Origin of the sequence: Bdellovibrio sp. HCB274, assembly GCF_047306075.1 — a bacterium.
Lineage (GTDB): Bacteria > Bdellovibrionota > Bdellovibrionia > Bdellovibrionales > Bdellovibrionaceae > Bdellovibrio.
The window spans coordinates 2,984,066-3,003,481 of record NZ_CP178623.1; the positions used below are offsets into that span (position 1 = coordinate 2,984,066).

The 19,416-nt window shown below is 46.1% G+C and carries 21 protein-coding genes; all 21 read right to left on the minus strand.

Annotated features, from left to right (window positions below; genetic code table 11):
• Nucleotides 1-34: 34 nt before the first annotated feature.
• A complete protein-coding gene (locus ACLWNV_RS14450) occupies nt 35-682 on the minus strand; it encodes a hypothetical protein (protein WP_413585150.1) in 648 nt (215 codons plus the stop codon).
• Complete coding sequence (gene carA, locus ACLWNV_RS14455; protein ID WP_413585151.1) at nt 679-1,743, minus strand: glutamine-hydrolyzing carbamoyl-phosphate synthase small subunit; 1,065 nt, start codon at nt 1,741-1,743, stop codon at nt 679-681. The genes ACLWNV_RS14450 and carA overlap by 4 nt, the downstream gene beginning before the upstream one ends.
• Complete coding sequence (locus ACLWNV_RS14460; protein WP_413585152.1) at nt 1,740-2,642, minus strand: aspartate carbamoyltransferase catalytic subunit; 903 nt, start codon at nt 2,640-2,642, stop codon at nt 1,740-1,742. The genes carA and ACLWNV_RS14460 overlap by 4 nt, the downstream gene beginning before the upstream one ends.
• A gap of 35 nt (nt 2,643-2,677) precedes the next feature.
• Nucleotides 2,678-3,355, minus strand: coding sequence for a signal peptidase I (gene lepB, locus ACLWNV_RS14465; RefSeq protein ID WP_413585153.1), 678 nt, complete (start codon nt 3,353-3,355; stop codon nt 2,678-2,680).
• A 58-nt stretch (nt 3,356-3,413) separates the two neighbouring features.
• Nucleotides 3,414-3,845, minus strand: coding sequence for a hypothetical protein (locus tag ACLWNV_RS14470; RefSeq protein WP_413585154.1), 432 nt, complete (start codon nt 3,843-3,845; stop codon nt 3,414-3,416).
• Between the two features lie 129 nt (nt 3,846-3,974).
• On the minus strand, nt 3,975-4,688 hold the full coding sequence (gene lepB / locus ACLWNV_RS14475; RefSeq protein ID WP_413585155.1) for a signal peptidase I: 714 nt from the start codon (nt 4,686-4,688) through the stop codon (nt 3,975-3,977).
• Nucleotides 4,689-4,691: 3 nt separating this feature from the next.
• The gene (gene lepB / locus ACLWNV_RS14480; RefSeq protein ID WP_413585156.1) at nt 4,692-5,489 is read right to left on the minus strand and encodes a signal peptidase I; all 798 of its coding nucleotides are present in this window, start codon (nt 5,487-5,489) and stop codon (nt 4,692-4,694) included.
• Nucleotide 5,490: 1 nt separating this feature from the next.
• Complete coding sequence (lepA, locus tag ACLWNV_RS14485) at nt 5,491-7,290, minus strand: translation elongation factor 4 (RefSeq protein ID WP_413585157.1); 1,800 nt, start codon at nt 7,288-7,290, stop codon at nt 5,491-5,493.
• Between the two features lie 81 nt (nt 7,291-7,371).
• On the minus strand, nt 7,372-8,541 hold the full coding sequence (gene metK, locus ACLWNV_RS14490) for a methionine adenosyltransferase (protein ID WP_413587638.1): 1,170 nt from the start codon (nt 8,539-8,541) through the stop codon (nt 7,372-7,374).
• Between the two features lie 113 nt (nt 8,542-8,654).
• Entirely contained in the window at nt 8,655-9,959 is a 1,305-nt protein-coding gene (locus ACLWNV_RS14495; RefSeq protein ID WP_413585158.1) for a sensor histidine kinase, read from the minus strand.
• A gap of 71 nt (nt 9,960-10,030) precedes the next feature.
• On the minus strand, nt 10,031-10,381 hold the full coding sequence (hpf, locus tag ACLWNV_RS14500) for a ribosome hibernation-promoting factor, HPF/YfiA family (RefSeq protein WP_413585159.1): 351 nt from the start codon (nt 10,379-10,381) through the stop codon (nt 10,031-10,033).
• Between the two features lie 179 nt (nt 10,382-10,560).
• Entirely contained in the window at nt 10,561-11,124 is a 564-nt protein-coding gene (locus tag ACLWNV_RS14505; RefSeq protein WP_413587639.1) for a 5'-nucleosidase, read from the minus strand.
• Nucleotides 11,125-11,140: 16 nt separating this feature from the next.
• Nucleotides 11,141-11,638 (minus strand): adenine phosphoribosyltransferase, encoded by a 498-nt coding sequence (locus ACLWNV_RS14510; RefSeq protein WP_413585160.1) that lies wholly within the window; start codon nt 11,636-11,638, stop codon nt 11,141-11,143.
• A 141-nt stretch (nt 11,639-11,779) separates the two neighbouring features.
• On the minus strand, nt 11,780-13,219 hold the full coding sequence (gene rpoN, locus ACLWNV_RS14515) for an RNA polymerase factor sigma-54 (protein WP_413585161.1): 1,440 nt from the start codon (nt 13,217-13,219) through the stop codon (nt 11,780-11,782).
• A 31-nt stretch (nt 13,220-13,250) separates the two neighbouring features.
• Complete coding sequence (lptB, locus tag ACLWNV_RS14520; RefSeq protein ID WP_413585162.1) at nt 13,251-13,973, minus strand: LPS export ABC transporter ATP-binding protein; 723 nt, start codon at nt 13,971-13,973, stop codon at nt 13,251-13,253.
• Entirely contained in the window at nt 13,970-14,992 is a 1,023-nt protein-coding gene (lptC, locus tag ACLWNV_RS14525) for an LPS export ABC transporter periplasmic protein LptC (protein ID WP_413585163.1), read from the minus strand. The genes lptB and lptC overlap by 4 nt, the downstream gene beginning before the upstream one ends.
• Nucleotides 14,993-15,010: 18 nt before the next feature.
• Nucleotides 15,011-15,610 carry an ExbD/TolR family protein gene (locus tag ACLWNV_RS14530; RefSeq protein ID WP_413585164.1) on the minus strand — a complete coding sequence of 200 codons (600 nt, stop codon included), beginning with the start codon at nt 15,608-15,610 and terminating at the stop codon, nt 15,011-15,013.
• Nucleotides 15,610-16,086, minus strand: a complete 477-nt coding sequence (locus ACLWNV_RS14535; RefSeq protein WP_413575651.1) for an ExbD/TolR family protein — start codon at nt 16,084-16,086, stop codon at nt 15,610-15,612. Before ACLWNV_RS14535 ends, ACLWNV_RS14530 begins: the two co-directional genes overlap by 1 nt.
• A gap of 26 nt (nt 16,087-16,112) precedes the next feature.
• On the minus strand, nt 16,113-16,829 hold the full coding sequence (locus ACLWNV_RS14540; RefSeq protein ID WP_413585165.1) for a MotA/TolQ/ExbB proton channel family protein: 717 nt from the start codon (nt 16,827-16,829) through the stop codon (nt 16,113-16,115).
• Nucleotides 16,830-16,876: 47 nt separating this feature from the next.
• A complete protein-coding gene (locus tag ACLWNV_RS14545) occupies nt 16,877-19,075 on the minus strand; it encodes an AgmX/PglI C-terminal domain-containing protein (RefSeq protein ID WP_413585166.1) in 2,199 nt (732 codons plus the stop codon).
• 47 nt (nt 19,076-19,122) lie between these two features.
• Entirely contained in the window at nt 19,123-19,395 is a 273-nt protein-coding gene (locus tag ACLWNV_RS14550; protein ID WP_413585167.1) for a hypothetical protein, read from the minus strand.
• Nucleotides 19,396-19,416: the final 21 nt, after the last annotated feature.

Consider the following 19,416-nt stretch of genomic DNA (forward strand, 5'->3'; position numbering starts at 1 on the left):
AAACTCCGGATATACCGGAGTTAATAAAAATAAACTAAATACCTAACTTACCCTCGTTGGAGTAAATCATCTCGGGCCTTACGTGCTTGTACTGCTCGAATTTATATCTCATCTTGATCAAACGAAGCATCATCAGATCAGGATCCAAATCCGGATCTTTGCGATGGCGCTTTACTTCACTCAAGATAAACTTTTTGGCACTTTCCGGATGGAAGCAAAAGCCACGAGTGAAAATGTAGGATTCCCCGTGAGGAATCAAACGAACCTCGAACAACTCGTCAGGATCAAAGCCAAATACGTACGGAGACTCCTTAACGATCAATTTCTTATTGGCCATAAGATCTTTGATGTAAACGTCGCCGTTTTTAATTTTGATAAATTCAAAAATGGAATGACGGTGTTTTTTCAATACCTCGATAAGTTCTTTTTCATCTTCGGTAAAGCGAAGCTCGCGAACCAGGTGGCAGGCATCCAAAGGCGTTTGCCCAAAACCTTTTAATTCGCGGGTAAAGAAATACCAGTCATAGAACTGTGCCATGCGGGATTCATAGTGCTCGGAGTTTTCATCCAGAGTTCCGGCATTTTCAAAGAATTCCTTTTTGGCCATAGCCAACTCATCCTTGAAGGCATCGCTAACAAAATGATTTAGAATCTTTTCGATTAACTTTTCGTATTCGTTCATATCATCCGCTCTACAAAATAACTAAACAGGCCACTCGCTTCATGCGGGCCTGGGCAACTTTCAGGATGATATTGTATTCCCAAACACTTTCTTTTTTCACTATAAAAACCTGCCACAGTGCCATCATTTAGATTGGTGTGCGTCACTTTGACATCGTCAGGCAAAGTTGCCGGATCCACGGCATAGCCATGATTCTGGCTGGTCATATAAATTTGATTTAAAATCTGATCCTGAATCGGATGATTGCTGCCACGGTGGCCAAATTTCAGCTTGTAGGTTTTGCCTCCCAAAGCCAATCCCAGGATTTGGTGCCCCATGCAGATTCCGAAGATGGGTTTAACTCCCAAAAGCTCTTTCACCGTGCCGATTGCCACCTTTACATCCGCAGGATCACCGGGACCGTTGGTCAACATGATGCCATCGGGATTATAATCCATGATTTCCTGCACAGAACTGCGGCTATTGAAGATCTTTATTTCAGAACAACGATTTTGCAGCTCACGAAGGATGTTTTCCTTGCTGCCAAAATCCAAAACCGCCACACGCGGCCCCACCATGTTTTCACCACGGCGCACCTCAGGTGCTGGGCGCGAAGCCAGATAAACCCAGTCCTTGTCCAAAGTTTTCTTTTTAGAGATCAAATCCTGGGCAATGGCTTTGGCCTGATTTTGGTCTGCGGCTTGAACCAATGCTCCCCACGGAGTTCCACCTTTACGAAGTCTTAGAACCAAGTGGCGGGTATCAAGCTCTGTCAGCATCGGGATTTTGTTTTCAATCAGACGTTTTTTCCAAGCCTGGTCACGTTCGGAGTCTTGAACTTCCAGACAAATAAATCCTTCAATCCAAAGCTGGCGGGATTCCCATGCTTCATCTTCGATACCGTAATTTCCCTGCATCGGAGCCGTCATTACCACGATCTGTGAAAAATAAGATGGGTCCGTCGCAATTTCCTCGTAACCAGAATGAGAAGTATTGAAGACCACTTCACCCGCACGGTTTTCACCACCATGCCAGGCTCCTTGATAAACTTCGCCCGTTTCTAAAACAAGCCAACCCTTCATACTCCCCCCAAAACTTCAAGCAAGACCGCCTGACGAACCAGGACTCCATTGGTGACCTGATCCAACACGCGACAACGCGGATCCATCTGCAAAACCTCTGCATCCATTTCGGTTCCCTGATTGATGGGTCCCGGATGCATGATCAAAGCCTGACTGGAAAGATCCTTTAAATTTTCAACTGTAAATCCAAAATCACGGCGATAGTTCGCCAAGGAATGACTGGCCTGATGACGCTCGAGCTGAACTCTTAACGCCATCGCCACTGTACACCACTTCAAACCTTCAGAAAGAGTCGCAAAAACTTTGAGACCTTTTTGCGAAGGCATAAACTCCTGCGGGCCGCAAAAGGCGATTTCATAGTTCAACTTTGCTGCAAGTTCGATGTGAGAAGCCGCTACGCGGGAATGTCGGGCATCGCCCACAATCAGAACTTTTTGATTTTCTATCGAGCCCAGGTGTTTTCTGATTGTATAAGCATCCAACAAAGCCTGTGTGGGATGCCCTTGTTTTCCCCAACCGGCATTAATTACCGGCATTGAAACTTGATTCGCGATAGCGTTGAAATCCAACTCATCCCCGGAGCGAATCACCAGAAATGCAGGCTTCATGGCTGCCACATTTAGAACCGTATCTTCCAGAGTTTCGCCTTTTTCCAGACTGCTGCCGGACTTTCCATCCAAAAGCATCGGATGAACACCAAGTTGCGCGCACGCAGTTTCAAAACTCATACGAGTCCGGGTGCTGGCTTCAAAAAACAAAAGGGCTCCGGTTTTTCCGAAGCCCTTGGATGGTAAAAATGGATTAGCTGCCAACTGATCTGCTGTTGAAAATAGACGACTGATCTTTTCTTTTTCAAGGTTAACTAAATTAAGAATGGAGTGCTGAGTTCTAGATGACATCTAGAAGAACAGCCTAGAAGGCGATGAGATTTCTGTCAATGAACCGCAGAAAAAACTCTGTTCCAACGCACCGAAGGATAACGGTCTCCGCCCCACTTTTCCTGCCAATCAAGGGAAAGCCAGATCAGAACGACTTTTCCCATGATTTGGGAAGCCGGAACCGTCCCCCAATAGCGCGAGTCGTCACTCGCATCACGATTATCCCCCAAAATGAAGACCTCTCCGGGAGGAACGACGATTGGACCGAAATCTTTACCTTCGAACTGCTTTTGGAAAATCACTTTCCAGGAAATGTCCTGATATTTTTCCTCATAGATATCGAACAAATCCTGATTCGGATTATCCGTGCGACTGTCTGAGGCCAAAGTGTATTGTAAGGGTTGATCGTTTAAAATCAGTCGTCCGTTTTGAATCTGAATTTTATCACCCGGAAGACCGATAATTCGTTTCACGTTTGAGACATCGTGCTGATTGGAATAGTTAAAAACCACCACGTCACCACGACTTGGAAAGACCAGGTGCCATTTTTTATCGGAAAGTGGAATTTGAATTCCGTAAGCAAGACGAGAAGAGAAAATAAAGTCGCCCGGCTTCAGGGTTGGCTGCATGGAGCCCGTTGGAACCTTATAGGCAGTGATCAGATAGCTGCGCACGAAAAGCGCAAAAAAAACCGCGATCACTAAAGTTGTTAAATATTCCCGCCAACGAGTCATGCGAAAATCTTAACCAACTTTTATAATCGCGGATAGCTTTTTTGGAAATACGAAAAAACTAGTATTCGTCTTCGTTGATTGGAGACGGGTTCGCCTCTCTGTTTTCCATGTAGATTACAGCTTTAGTGCCGTTTAAGGACTTATGGAAGAACTCAACAAGGCAACCACTGTTCTCGCCACCTGGTGTCCAGATGACTTTAGCTTCTACAGATTGAGTGAAAACCTTTTTAGCGGAGTTGTAAGAGCTATCCAACAACAAGACTTTAGTAACTTTACACTGGAAGCCGTTTGCCTGCTCAGAAACAAGAACTGTCGGCAAAACTTTGCCATCAGTTTCAATAACTACGCGCAAAGAGATTTCACCATCTTGATTGGAAGCATTCACAGCTTCGATGTAGTTTGTACGGTCTTCAAGATTTGTATAATTCGTGCTGTAAGCAAATGCGCTTACTGACATCAATAATGTCACAGCAAAAGAAAGCATTTTCATTTTATTACTCCTTGGATTTATTAATAACCCTCTAGTAGCACAGCTCGGGCTCATGGAGATAACGCAATGTGTCTATGTGTAAAATAAACCAGCTTGTTTAACTTTTATCACAATTGTAAGTATTTGATTTTACTGGATAGTTTTAAATAATCGGGACCATCGCATTTGCGCTGGGTCGCACATAAAACGCATGGAAGGCAACGTGCTGTCGCAGGAAAGCCAGATAGCCCAAGCCCGCCCTACAACATAGTCCGCCTTAACAAAGCCCCACACCCGGGAGTCACTGGACTGATCACGATTGTCGCCCATAAAAAAATAGTGACCTTCAGGCACCTTAAAGGTCTGCACGGGAGCTTCGTCTTCGAATTTATAATCCATGAAACGAATCAAATGGCGGGAGTCATCCAGAAGTTCTTCATAGTAAGTAAAACCTGTTTCAAAATCGCTGCTTTGACGATTTTCCAAGGGCAATAGTTCACCATTCAGAGTGATCTGCCCTGCCTTTACTACCACCTCGTCACCGGGAATGCCGATCAAGCGTTTGATGTAATAGACGTCAGGATTTTCGGGATATTTGAATACGACGATGTCGCCACGCTTTGGTGGTGACCACTGCATCAACCACTTGTCACTGAAGGGAAGATGCAAGCCATAGGCAAATTTCTTAACCAGGATATGATCGTGAATTAAAAGATTCGGAATCATACTTCCCGAGGGAATTACAAACGGCTCGAGAATTGCCCAGCGCACACCGAGTACCAGCAAAATAGGAAAAAGGAACGTTAGAATCGCCTGATTCCACGTTCCTTTCAGATTTTTACCGGCAGGTGTGTTTTCGCTCATTGATTAGTTTACAGGATGGAAGAAACGCTTCCAGCGGATCGTCAACGGATTACAAAGCATTGGCAGAGCCGGAATAGTCTCCTCGCAAGACAACCAAACGAACATCGCGCGTCCCAGGATGTTTTGTTTTGGCAGGAAGCCCCAAACACGGCTGTCCATAGAGTTCATACGGTTATCACCCATCACAAACAAGTGATCGTCAGGAACTACAACCGGACCGAAAGTTTCATAGAAGTCACCCTTGCGAAGCAGGATCGAGTGGTCTTTGCCTTCACCGCCAACTTTTCCAGGAGGAAGAGCTTCAGTGAATTCAACGTAGTTTGATTTTGCATCGTTCACGTTTCCATCACGAGTAAAATCCGCATCGCGCAACCAATCGAAGTCGACTTGAGATGCCGGAACTTTCTTTTCAACCGGTTTATCATTCACGAAAAGCGTCCCGTTTTCGTAGTAAATCTTATCGCCAGGCTCGCCTACGATACGTTTGATAAAGAAGGTGCTCATATCGCGAGGGAATTTAAACACGATCACTTCGCCACGTTTTGGCTCGCTGAATTTAACCAGCCAGTTTTCACTGAAAGGAACACGCAAACCGTAAGTGAACTTATTCACAAAGATGTGGTCATGAATCAACAAGCTTGGAAGCATGGAGCCCGATGGAATTACATAAGCTTCAACGAAACCCCAGCGAATGAACAAAGCGATGAATACCGCCAGGAAGAGTGAACCCCATCCTTCTGTCCAAAAGTGTTTCGTTCTCCAGTCCCATGGTTTTGGTTTGTTTGCCTGATCCTTAGACATACTAGTCCTCTACTTTCAAGATGGCCAAGAATGCTTCCTGAGGAACGTCGACGGAGCCGACGGCCTTCATGCGCTTCTTACCTTCTTTTTGTTTCTCCAAGAGCTTACGTTTACGGGAGATGTCACCACCATAACATTTGGCAGTAACGTCCTTACGAATCGCACCTTGAGTTTCACGAGCAATAATTTTCGAACCGATTGCCGCTTGAATATTGATCTGGAACTGTTGGCGAGGGATGAGTTCTTTCATCTTCTCGGTCAACTTACGACCACGAGTTACCGCTTTTGATCTGTGAACGATCAAAGACAAGGCATCGATCGGCTCGGAGTTGATCAAAATATCCAGCTTCACCAGGTCAGATTCTTCGAAACCGATGAATTCATATTCCAAAGACGCATAACCTTTAGAAATAGATTTCAAACGGTCATAGAAATCCATAACCATTTCATTCATCGGAAGTTTGTATTCGATAATGACTTTCTTTTCGTTCACGTACTCCATTTTAAGCTGAGCGCCGCGCTTGTCTTCGCAAAGCTTCAGGATGCCACCGATGTATTCGGTCGGAGTATGTAAAGTCACCTTTACGTAAGGCTCTTCGAATTTCGCAATTTTTGATTCGTCCGGCATGCCTGATGGATTTTCCAACATCATCACAGAGCCGTCCGTTTGAGTAATTTGGTAAACAACTGTTGGAGCGGTCGTAATCAAATCAAGATTGAATTCACGCTCCAGACGTTCTTGCACGATTTCCATGTGAAGAAGACCCAGGAAACCACAACGGTAACCGAAACCCAAGGCTGCAGACTTCTCGACCTCGAAAGACAAAGAAGAGTCATTCAGGCAAAGCTTATCAAGTGCATCTTTCAAGCTTTCGTATTCAGAAGCAACGACTGGGAAAATACCCGCGAATACCATCGGCTTGATTCTTTGGAAACCTGCCAAAGGTTCAGTCGCGGGATGTTTTGCACCCGTCACAGTATCACCGACTTTTACGTCACGGATATCTTTGATACCGCAGATGATAAAGCCCACCTCACCCGCCTCAAGAGTTTCCTGAGGGGCCGGGAATGGTTTATATTTACCCATGCGCAAAACTTCATAGTCACGGTCAGTAGCCATGAATTTGATTTTGTCGCCTTTTTTGATCGTACCATCGACCATACGAACCAGAACGACTACGCCCTGGTAAGCATCGAACCAAGAGTCAAAGATCAAACCACGTGGAGTCAGCGTGCGATCTGCTTTTGGTGGCGGAACTTTTTCAACAATGGCTTCAAGAATATCCGTGATACCGATTTTCTCCTTGGCCGACGCGTGAATGATTCCTGTTGTATCCAGACCTACGGTGTCTTCGATCTGTCTTGCAACGCCCTCTGGGTCTGCAGATGGCAAATCGATTTTGTTCAGGACGGGAATGATCTCAAGATTATTTTCCATCGCAAGGTATACGTTCGCAAGTGTTTGCGCCTCGACACCTTGAGCGGCATCAACCACCAGGATCGCACCTTCGCAGGCAGCAAGAGAACGGGAAACTTCGTAGGAGAAGTCAACGTGCCCCGGAGTATCGATCAGGTTGATTTGATAATCATTGCCGTCTTTGGATTTAAAATCCAAGCACACTGTTTGTGCTTTGATAGTGATTCCGCGCTCACGCTCAAGTTCCATGTTATCAAGGAACTGTTCTTTCTTTTCACGATCAGAAAGAGAACCGGTTACAGAAAGAAGTCCATCCGCCAAGGTAGATTTACCGTGGTCGATGTGGGCGATAATTGCGAAATTACGTATAAACTTTGGATCCATTGGCGCCATTATTATAAAAGAAGCGCCGAGTTGCTAGAGACAACTCGGCGCAATGATTCATTAATTTAAAAATTCAAAAGACTATGAAAGTGCCTTCACAGCGCTTTTTAGTTCTTCGACCTTATTTAGTTTTTCCCATGTGAAACCTTCTTCCGTGCGACCGAAGTGGCCGTACGCTGCTGTATTCGAATAGATTGGTCTTAGAAGGTCCAAATCCTTCGTAATACGAGCTGGGCGCAAGTCAAAGACCTGGCGAACTGCTTTTTCAAGCACTTCTGAACCCACTTTGCTTGTACCGAAGTCATTCACAGTGATGGAAACTGGTTCAGCAACACCGATTGCGTACGCAACTTGAAGCAAGCAGCGATCAGCCAATCCTGCACCCACGATGTTCTTCGCAATGTGACGAGCCGCGTAAGCTGCAGAACGATCCACTTTCGAAGGATCTTTACCAGAGAATGCGCCACCACCGTGTGCACCGTGACCACCGTAAGTGTCCACGATGATCTTACGACCTGTAAGACCCGCATCACCCATAGGGCCACCCGTAACGAAACGGCCTGTTGGGTTGATGAAGAATTTTGTCTTAGCGTCGATCCACTGAGCCGGGATTGATTTTTTGATCAACTCTTCAGTGATGAATTCTTTGATTGTTGCATTAGAAACGCTGTCCGCATGCTGAGTGGAGATAACCACTGCATCGATACGTTTTGCGATACCGTTTTCGTACTGAACTGTTACCTGGGATTTTGCATCCGGGCGCAACCAGTCCACTTTGTTTGCTTTACGAAGAGTTGCCAGATCTTTCACCAGTCTGTGAGACATAGCGATCGAAAGAGGCATCAACTCAGGAGTTTCGTTTACTGCGTAACCGAACATCAAGCCCTGGTCACCAGCACCCTGGTCATCAGCCAAAGTTTCCTTAACACCGACTGCGATGTCTGGAGATTGCTGGCCAACTGCAACCGTCACTGCACAAGTTTTGTAGTCAAAACCCTTATCAGAATGGTCATAGCCAATACGTTTAACAACATCACGAGCCACTTCTGAAAAGTTAACTTTTGCAGCAGTCGTGATTTCACCAGCGACAACGATCAAACCTGTTGTTAGCAAAGTCTCACAGGCAACGCGACCTTTTGGGTCTTGAGCCAGGATAGCATCCAGGATGCCATCAGAGATTTGATCGGCCATTTTATCCGGATGGCCTTCAGAAACAGATTCACTCGTAAAAAGATAGTTTTTCACTTCTATTTTTCCTTATGGACGAAGCTGCCACACTCTAACCGGGGCAGAGTGCAACAATGATTTATAACGGACTTAAAAGTCTGCTACGCAACCTATCAAACTCAAAATTAGGGGTCAACCTATTGCGGGGCTATCTTAAGGAAAAGACTGACTCTGGTTCCTTTGTTCAAAGGATCGACGGAGTCGCAAATGCTGTGAATTTGAAGGCGTCCATGGGCCTTATCCAGGTAGTGCTTCATGAGCAATAGTCCAAATCCAGTGCCTTTTTCGCCCCAGGTTCCAGCAGATGACGGCAGGGCACCTGCAGTTTCCCACTGCATCAGGCGCTCATTCGGAATCCCCTGCCCATAATCCCGGATCACCAGTTCAAACTCCCCGCCGTGGGAAACGCCGCTGACGGCGATTTTACTTCCGGGGTCACTGAACTTGATCGCATTGGAGATGGCGTTGCTTATCACTTGAGTTCTAAGACTGATCTCGTCACCCAAAACATAAATTGATTTAAGGTCGGGACTGACTTCAAGAGTCAGGCTCTTTTCACGAAGACGTTCCTCGAATAGAGCTGCTACGGATTCCATCAAACCATTCAGAGAAACCGGCAGAATGTTCAACACCACCCGGCCGGAGTCTGCGGCGTCAAAGTAACGCGCGTTTTCGACGGTGTGACGGATGTTACCGATGATCTTTTTAGAGTGACTAAGATCAGGCTCCAACTCTGGAAAGCGTTTTTGAATTTTAGCCTGAGTCATCTCCACCACAGCCAACGGATTCAAAATGTCATGAGTGATCGCGCGGAACAACTGACGAATCTGCATGTTTTTGGCAGAGATTTTATTGTGATAGAAATAGCCCAGCTCAATAAAGAACAAAGAAAAACCACCTACCAGCGCGATCAAACCCAAGCCCACCATAAACTGAACTACGACCTTACCGTCCTCGGACAATTGATTTGCAGGAACCAGTCGCTGTGCTTGCGCCAGAAACATCAACACATACACAGAAACACAAATGAAAATCCAGGTAAGCGCATGGGTTTTGTTGGTCAATATACCCACGATCATTGGTAAGACCGCGATCCAAAACAAAGTGGGTGCAAAGAATCCGCCGGTGAAATAAGCGAAGGATGTTTGAAATACGATTCCCGCAGTAACCATCACATATGTCGCAAAGGGAATGGACCGCGTAAATCGGTACCAAAGCGGACAAAGAGCATGCACGACAGCGCAGGTAAACCCAATGGTCGCAAGGCGTTTATCAGCAACTAGAAATATCGAAAGAAAGCTGTACATCCACATGAACAGCCCGGTTAAGAGCGTAATCGCCACCAGGAGTCGGTATTTGTAAGACCTCGTAACAGCATCGTCTTCAACGACAGAAGAGAATAACCAATTACCAAAAAAAATACCGGGATCCGTGCTTTTCATGAGCACATTAAACAACAAAAGGTGGATACTAACCACCTTTTGTTAATTACAATCTGAATTTCAACTTTGCATTATGCTGCTTTTCTCAGCCTTAGCATCGTATTCAAGCGGCCTTCCTTGGAAAGCTCAGGTTTCTTGTGATCTTTGAACATTTTGGAAGTCTTTAGGAATTGCTTTTCCAGCTTGTCGACGCAGGCATCGACGGCGGTATAGGCGTCCACACTAAAGGAAGAGGCTTTAAAATATTTTTCGCGGGTGTTCACCGAGATTTCCACACAAAACTCGTTCTTCGTTTTGCTAAAGTAAACCGACCCGTAACCTTCTCTAAGCAGGAATTGTCCGATTTCTTCCATACGCTGTTCTGTGTACTCAACAAGTGAATCGGAGTGATCAAGATGCTTAAAGGTTGTGTTCAATTTCATTTTATCTCCTCCAGCCCCTTTCAAGGCCTTCTAGTGTGGGTTCCGACACGAATGTCGTATAGAGCTTATCGGGTCCGCTGGACTAAAGATGAGCTCTATATTGAGAACCGGAGGAATTAATTTGCGGTTAATTCAAAATCTCATTTTGAGAAAATAATTTTTCGTGAATCAAGCCAGAATTAGGCAGGTGCGGTGTCTTCGGATGCGACCATTCTCTTATAAAAATAGTGTAATTTCTTAGCACCCGGCAGCAGGTTGGCGGCCCAATCGTTATGGGCGTTGTGATCTGCTCCATCAGTAATGTATTTCAAAGAAATCAATTGTACGCCCATTTTGCGACAAACCTTGGCAATGGCATAGCCTTCCATATCCACCAGGTCACATGGAATTTTCGGAGTCCCTGTTTCAAAATTATCACCAGTACTGCAGATTCCATGGGGAAGTTCGGAAAAATACGGAATCAAATCGATCCTTCCTGGAATGGGATCAAACGGCGTCTCCCCGACTTTAAATCCCAAGGGAGTGATGTCCATATCCCGCTGCACGAACGAAGATACTTCAACAAGCTCATGAGTTTTAAATTTGGCGCTCCCCGCAGTCCCCAGATTGATGATGACCTTGCACTTGGTCTTATGAATGACGTCCATCGCAGTCAAAGCTGCGTTCACCTTGCCGATACCAGTGTAGTGAACAGGAATCCCTTCGTGCTCGAAAACACCCTGGGATTCATGTGGAAGAGCCATCAAAACTGCGACGTCTTTAATATTGAACAAGGGAAGTTACCTCTTTGCCGTTAAACTTCATTTGGTTCAGGAAAGTGAGGTTTACCAGAACCGCAACTGCCTGCACTGTATACCCAGCATGTTTGCTTAAATCAATAGCGGCCTGCAAAGTGCCACCTGTCGCCAGGACATCGTCAATGATCATGATATTTCCTGAACCGAGTGGCAGCTCTATTTCAGCCGTGCCGTACTCCAAGGAATAAGTCAGTCTCTTGGTGGGCGGCGGAAGTTTTCCGGCTTTTCGAATCGGCAAAAAGCCTTTGCGATGAGTTGCCGCCATGTGCGAAGCCAGAATAAATCCGCGGGATTCGATACCAGCGAAATACTGGATTTTGGAAAGATCCAAACCATTAACAAGACCGTGAGAAACAAAATTAAGGGCCTCGGGATTTTGCAGCAGCGGTGACATGTCTCTAAAAAGAATCCCTTCTTTTGGGAAGTTCGGCACATCACGAATCAATGATTTCAAATCCAAAGGTGGCCTCCAAGCAGTTCAGCAACTTTATTCTAACTTCCTCAAGGCGTCTTTTCCAGATCCATTTTTTTGATGACTTATGCTTGTAAGTCTCACAATTAAAATAAGAAAAGGGGCCTTGCCAGCCCCTTTTTTCGATCTTTAGAAATATTTTTTACGTTGGGATGAAGGCAGGATCTTCAAAACGTCGCGGTATTTGGCTACCGTACGGCGCGCGATTTGGATGCCGTCGACTTTCAGCAAATCCACGATCTTTTGATCTGATAATGGATTTTTCGGGTCTTCCTTTGCAACCAGGTCTTTGATTTTCACCTTTACGGATTCACTTGCCAAAGAATCCCCGTCACCCGATGCGATACCGGAATTGAAGAAGTATTTCAGCTCGTAAATACCTTGCGGAGTATGCACGTATTTCGCCGTGGTTACACGACTGACCGTGGATTCATGCATCCCGATATCATTGGCGATATCGCGCAGAACCATCGGCTTCAAATGCTCGGAACCCTTTTCAAAGAAGTCGCGTTGATGCTTTACGATCGACTCGGCAACTTTATAAATCGTTCTTTGTCTTTGGTGGATGGATTTAATCAACCACACCGCTGAACGCAACTTCTCCTGGATATAATCCTGAGTTTTATCACCAGTGGTTTTTCCACTCTTCAGCATGTTTTTATAGAAGTTAGAAATTTTCAATCGCGGCAAACCGTCTTCATTCAAAGACACCACGTAATCATCGCCCACTTTGTAAACGTAAACATCCGGAGTCACATAGTGAGTGTCGCTGGAAACGAACGCGCGGCCCGGTTTTGGGTCCATCGCATAGATGATCTTACACATATCCACGACGTCTTCGATATCGCGACCCAAAGCCTTCGCAATCGCTTCGTAGTTTTTCTTTTCCAGATCTTTCAAATGATTCGTGATCAAATTCACCAGATCGTGTGTGTCCTCTTCCAAATGCTTGGCCTGAATCAGCAAACATTCCTTAAGGTCACGGGCACCAACACCTGGGGGATCGAATTCGTGTATCAAAGTCAGCGTGTCTTCCAAAAGACCGATATCGATCTTTTCCTCTTCCGCCACTTGCTCCATCGGAACTTTGAAGTAACCGTCGTCGTCGATCGCGCCGATAAGGGCGTCTGCCGCTCTTTCCTCTTCTTCAGAGAAACCATTCATTTTTACTTGCCAGTAAAGATGGTCGTGAAGAGTTTGAGACGCAGTAATGACGTTTTCATAGTTCATAATCTCTTCAGAACCAGCCATGCCGGACTGAGGAGGTTTTTGATTTTGTTCAATGTAAGATTCCCACTCGAACTCATCTTGCTTTTGTGGGTCTTGGGAAATCTGCTCATTCGCCGTTTCGCCGGAACCTTCACCGACTTCGTCGGCAGCTTCTTTGGTACGTTGCAGATCTTCTTCTTTTAACTGTTCGGCTTCTTCCAGAATAGGATTCTCTTCAAGCTCAGAACGAACCGCAGACTCCAGCTCCATACGCGACATCTGCAAAAGTTTAATCGCCTGTTGCAGCTGTGGAGTGATGACCAGAGATTGACTCAGGTTCATGGTCTGTCTAAGAGCCATTGTTTACCTTTCTAAAAAACGCACTAGAGCGTTACAGCCTAAAGTTTTCACCGAGATAGAATTTACGAGCCAATTCAGATTGTGTAATTTCGTCAGCACTTCCGCTGACCTGAATCGCCCCGTCCTTCAGTATATAAGCATAATCGCAAATGCCCAAAGTCTCACGAACGTTGTGATCCGTAATGAGAACTCCTATACCTTTGGCCTTAAGTTCGCGGATGATATTCTGGATATCCCCGACCGCAATAGGATCGATCCCCGCGAAGGGTTCATCCAGCAGAAGAAACTTAGGTTCACCAGCTAATGCACGTGCGATTTCCACACGACGACGCTCACCACCTGAAAGAGCATAACCATAGCTATCGCGAATATGCCCAACACGAAGCTCGGAGATAAGAAGCTCCAGGCGTTCTGCTCTTTGTGCACCACTAAAACCGTGGGCCTCGAGCGCAACAGTGATATTTTCTGCCACTGTCAGTTTACGGAAGATGCTTGGTTCCTGCGCGAGGTAACTAAGACCCACGCGGGCACGCTTGTACATAGGCTCTTTCGTGATGTCTTCGTCATCAAGGCGAATTGCACCCTTATCCGGTTGGATAATTCCCACCACCATGTAAAAGGAAGTGGTCTTACCGGCCCCATTGGGACCCAAAAGTCCGACGACTTGTCCTGATTCGACTGAAAACGAGGCTCCATCAACGACTTTACGTTTTTTGAAGCTTTTTGAAATTTCTTTGATGGTCAGAATACTCATTTGTCCATGTTCTCCATCTTAGCGCGTACTCTTTCAACCTTAACCTTTTTTCCGCCTTCAAGAAAGATGATTTCCTCGCCACTGAGCTCATCGTTATTTTGGATGACTTTAGGTTTACCTTTGAAGACATATTTATTTGCTAAAAGGTCCAGGTTCACGGTGTCTGCTGTTGCAAACTTATCGGCGTCACTTACTTTCACGCCGCCCAAAATACTGATGGAACTTAAGATGTTGGCGCCGCGGTCATACATGAAGCTTGCTTCCGGACCCTCCAGGCGCATCCCATCGTAATTCATGCGAACCGCGCCGAGAAATCTTGCCATGTTGTGCTTGCCGCTGAACTCGGCACCATCGGCATCGATCTCAAATCGTTTTCCCTGATTGGTGGATTTTGTCGCCGTCACTTTTTCACGGATAAGCATTTTGGAATCATCAACGAAGACCTGCATGCTGCGACCTTTAACAACCATGCCGCCACCGGTTTTATCCGGAGGTCCTTCCATGTAAACACTTTCCGGGCTTTCGATTAAGCGTTTTACCGATGAATAAGAGATTCCAGGCGTTTTAAAAACATATCCATTTTCGGAACGTGTGATGACGTTACCCTGGATTTTTAAATCCTTTGAGGCCGCATCGATCGTGCCCTCGTCACCGGTCGCCGTGAATTCAACTTTTTCTTTGTTATAGAAAAACACGCGAACTTTTTTTAGCTTCCAGTTACCGCTGCCCTGACTGCCTTCTGCAGATTCAGAAAACAACTCCCAGTCACGCTGGCCCTTTTGGCTTTCCACCAAATGGACACCGCCCATGCGCTGATCCGCCATGGTGCCGGCCGTGGGTTTGGGTTGAGCATCTTTACCCAGCTCTTCGAGTTCTTTTTTTCTTTTTTCCTGGAGTTCTACGCGCGCTTGAACCTGGGCATCATCCTCGTGTTCAAGCTTTTGAGGAAAGACAATAAGAACCTCAACGAATAACAAAACTAACAGTGCTGTAAAAATGAGGTTCTTGAACTTGGCCATGGATCGATTCTACCCAAACTATTGGGTAGAAGTCGACTGGTTAGAGTTTTTGATCACCGCGAAATTGATTTCGCCGGCGCCGGCTTCCGTTACTGTAAACATAACTTTTTTCACAGTCAGGAAATCCATTCCTTTATCGGCTTGGATAGTCACTTTGCTCCATGCATTATCTTCCTCAGGGCTTTGACCTTTAGTTTGATCAACAGCATTTCTGATTTTGTTCTGCAATTTTGCTTCGTGCTCCGCTTTGCTTTTTGCCAAAGCCAGTGTCAATTGATCCTTCAACTTCGGGATGCTCCAGTCATCTGGTCCCGTCGCCTGAACTTCATCAAAAGTCGCAACAACATCTCTGTCCAAAACAATTTCCTTATTGGAAATCGTCACAACGTGAGCTGGCTTCAACTCTTTAACACTTGCTGCCTTAGGAAGAGTTACTTCTTTTGGCATGTAAAGAATGTCACCTGTGGTGTTGTAGTTTTGAAGAAGGAAGATAACGAGAACCGTAAACATGTCGACCATGGCTGTCAAAGACAGAACCGCCGTCACGCCACGCTTCCCTTTACGCTTACTCAAAATATTATGATAACGATGTCTCTCGCCCGGTTTAAAGATTGCCATTATTGAGGCGCTCCTGTTGCGACTGATATCGCGCTAAATCCTGCGATCAGACAATTATCCATTGCCTTGATCAATTGCTCGTATGGCAGATCATCTGCCATAGTCAGGATTGCATCCACTTTTTCTGGATAGATTTGTTTTACTCTTTGAAGTTGAGCAATAAGGCCCGCATCGTCAAATTGTCCTGCTTGCATCGGAAGACTGATGACTTGTTTCCCAACAGTTAAAACATAACCAACAGGCTTCACGTCCACCTTCAACACCACATCCGCATTAGGAGGTGGGGTCGGATTGGGTTGAGTGTCGGATTTCTTACCGTACAAGGAACTACCAATTTGAATCATAGAGATTTGAGTCCAAACGGCGGAGATCAAGAGGAACGTAATAAGTACGCTCATCAAGTCAATGACAGGCACGAGATTCAACTCGATATTCTTCGCCCTGCCGCCTTTGCCACCCTCTTCTATGTGAGCCATGCTAAACCTCTAAACTCTCAAAAAAATTAATCTCTGATTTTTTCTCTGTTCGCTACAACCAGATTCAAAAGACTCATGCTTGTCTCAACAACTTCGTTCTCTGTTTTTTGGATACGATGCTGGAACAAACCGTAAGCAACGATACAAAGGATCGAAACCAAAAGACCGAATGCCGTACAATTCAGGGCATGCGAGATACCTTTTGAAAGTTCGATGGATTTAGTCGCTGGATCGGCAACCGCAACCGCCTTAAATGACCCGATCATACCTACGATCGTACCAAGAAGACCCGCAAGTACGGCGATGTTACCGAAAACTGCAAGGAAGGAAACCCAACCCTCAACTTTTGGCATCTCTCTCATAACTGCTGCATCCATTGCCACTTGAATTTCTTCATCAGGGCGTTTGTTCATTGCCTGCACAAGACCGGCTTTAACTGTATTCGTCAAAGCTGCTGGGCGAGCGTCGCAATAAGAAATAGCCTGGCGAAGATCGCCCGCTACAACCATGCGGAAAATTTGATCCGTGAATTCTTTTTTATCCACGTTCAGGTTTTTCAACTTCATAATACGGTCAACGATTACCATGATTGACATGATGAAGATTGCCGCGATGATGTACATCACGAATCCACCCTCATGGAATGCACGTTGAATGAAGTTCATGTTATCTGCCGTTGCAACTTGCACTGCTGCGTTAGTTGCTGCCTGGGTTGCTGCTGCTGCTGCGTCTGTTGGGTTCACGAAAAATCCTCCTATAGAGTAACTTATTAATTCTTAAACTTTAAAATCTATTGTTGGTTCAGAACGAATGGGTAAGCTTCGATCACTGCCACGAGACCTGCAGGAGGTTCCGGGAATGTCCAGCTTGCCAAACGATCTTTGATACAGTTCTCCACTTGCTTGTTACCAAGTGATGAACTCTTCACTACTACATTTCGAGCCTGACCTTGAGCCACGATTTCCCAACCCAGGATCACTTTACCCTCTAGACGCGTGCCCTTCGCGACAGTGTTAAGTGCTCTTTCGTAGCAGCTCTTAACTTCGTGAAGTTTGGCACGGATCACACGACGAATTGCTTCTTTGTCGATAGTTCCGTCAAAGGACTCTTCCATACCACCGCCTTCGATCGCGACCTGGGATTTCGAACCGAAACCTTCGGAAGCACCGTAAGCTGACTGGCCTGACCCACGACCTTTGGTTCCGATACCTGCGATACCTTGAGTCGCTGTACCTTTACCACCGGCACCGGAGTCTTTGAATTTTGAACCCAGGTCGTCACCCGCACGGTTTTCATTCATACCGGATGTCCCTGTTGCACGGTCCGCCATACCCAAAACTTCACCCTGACCGGAGTAAGCTTTGTCGATCGATCCACGGTTTCCACCGCCACCGAAGGCACTGAATAGACCCACTTTGGAAAGGTCTTTGTTCTTGGACTGAGCATTCGCACTTGCCGTCTCACCCATTTTCACTGCGCCACCCTGGCGAGTTGAAGTGAACTTTTTAGTACGATCTTTGGTTTCCTTAGGAGCAACTTCGCTTGCACGAGCTGCAGTCTGGGCTTTTTGTGCCAGCTGAGGTTTTTGTGCAGGGTTCTTTTGCTGTGCCGTTTTATCCTTATCAGACACGACAACTTTTCTTGGTGTCGGTGTCGGAGTAGGCTGTTGCACCGGAGTCGGAGACGGCTCTGGTGGCTTTGGCGTCGGAGTTGGTTTCGGCGGAGGCGTCGGTGTCTTATCAAAGATAACCTGCGCAATACGCTGAACGTCTTCCTGCTTGTTTTCTTCCCAATCATTTGGAGTGGTCGCAGAGATATACAATGCCAGCAAACCAACGATGATCATGGACATGATCATTCCGGTCATTTCTGAACCGGAAAGCATCACGTTCGTAATTGGCACCACTGGTGCCTGAGGAACAAAACGAACGTAAAGATGGATCATTCCACCCGGCAATACCAGGCACAGCATTTCGTTCTGATCCACGCGAACCGAATAACCCGCACCCGCTTTTTGCGCACGACCGGATCTCTCAAGCTCTTCAACGCTGACGTTGCCATTGGCACCGATCAATTCAATTTTAGTATCAGCAGAGGTGTTAACTTTTAAACCACCCGCCATATCCAAAATCTGGAAACCTTTTGGCAAAATACCGTCCGGCAAAGCAATGCTATCGCCTTTGTCTTCACCCAGGTTCACTTTCACAGGCTGATTGCCTTTAAAGTTGTACGTATTCAGGATGCGCTCTTTCCAAGCTACGATCACCTGAACCGTTGGGCCTTTACCTGGTTTCAAGTATGATTTTAAATCCTGCACTTCACTTGGTGGGGCGAAGGTTTTGTCTTTTTTGTTTTTCTTAAAGGAAACTTTTCCCGTACGGATTTCCGGGCGTGAAGGAGCCGCAGAAACTGCCGGCGCCACCGCTGGGGAAACCGCCGCTGCAACTGGAGCCGCTTTTTCATCAATCACCGGCACAACAGTTGGAATGGAAACTTTCACTTCCTCTTTTTTCTCGACAGCTGCCGGAGGTGGATTTACAGGCGCCGCTTTTGGCGGTGCTGCTGGTTCTGCCGGTGGCGGCGGAGTAACCGGAGCCACGGTAATCGTTTCCGTTGGAACAGCTGGAGCTGGAGGAGGTGTTGCCGCCATCGCGGGAGCCGCCGGAGTTTCAACCGGAGCTACGGGTGCTGCTACAGCATCTTCCATTTTAGCTTCACCTGGAGGCGGACCTTTTGGTTTTGGCACTCCAAGGAAGAATACAATTTTAAATGGACCTACATTGACTTCATCACCAGAGGCAATGCTTTCATCAAGAATCGCCTGACCGTTTTTGAAAGTTCCTGTTTGAGATCCCAAGTCACAGATATAGTATCCGGCATCACGTCTTTCCAATAGACAGTGAATCGGCGAAACGCCATCACCATCCAGGTCGACATGAACTTCTTCAGAGTGACCAATTACGATCTGATCCTGATCGAACTGCTTCACCCCAACAAGTTGGTTATCTTTAAAGATTCTGAATATTAACGGCGATCTCAATTACTACCTCGAACTCGCTGAATGTCTTCTGCTGATTTTCTCATCTCAGGAATGAAGTTTTCCCTTAACTTGATCAATCTTTTATAATTGAAATTTTTCTTCTGGAAGAGATAGGACAACTCTGGCTTTTGAGTGCCCCCTTCAACCAATTCATCTTCGAAGTTCAGTGTTGCTTTACGCTCTTTTTTTGCGGCGTCTTGTGCGTAAGCAAAATTGCAAGCCATGGATATGATTCCAAGCAATGATATGTATTTTAAAACTCGCAACATGGTTCACTCCCTCGAGGATTA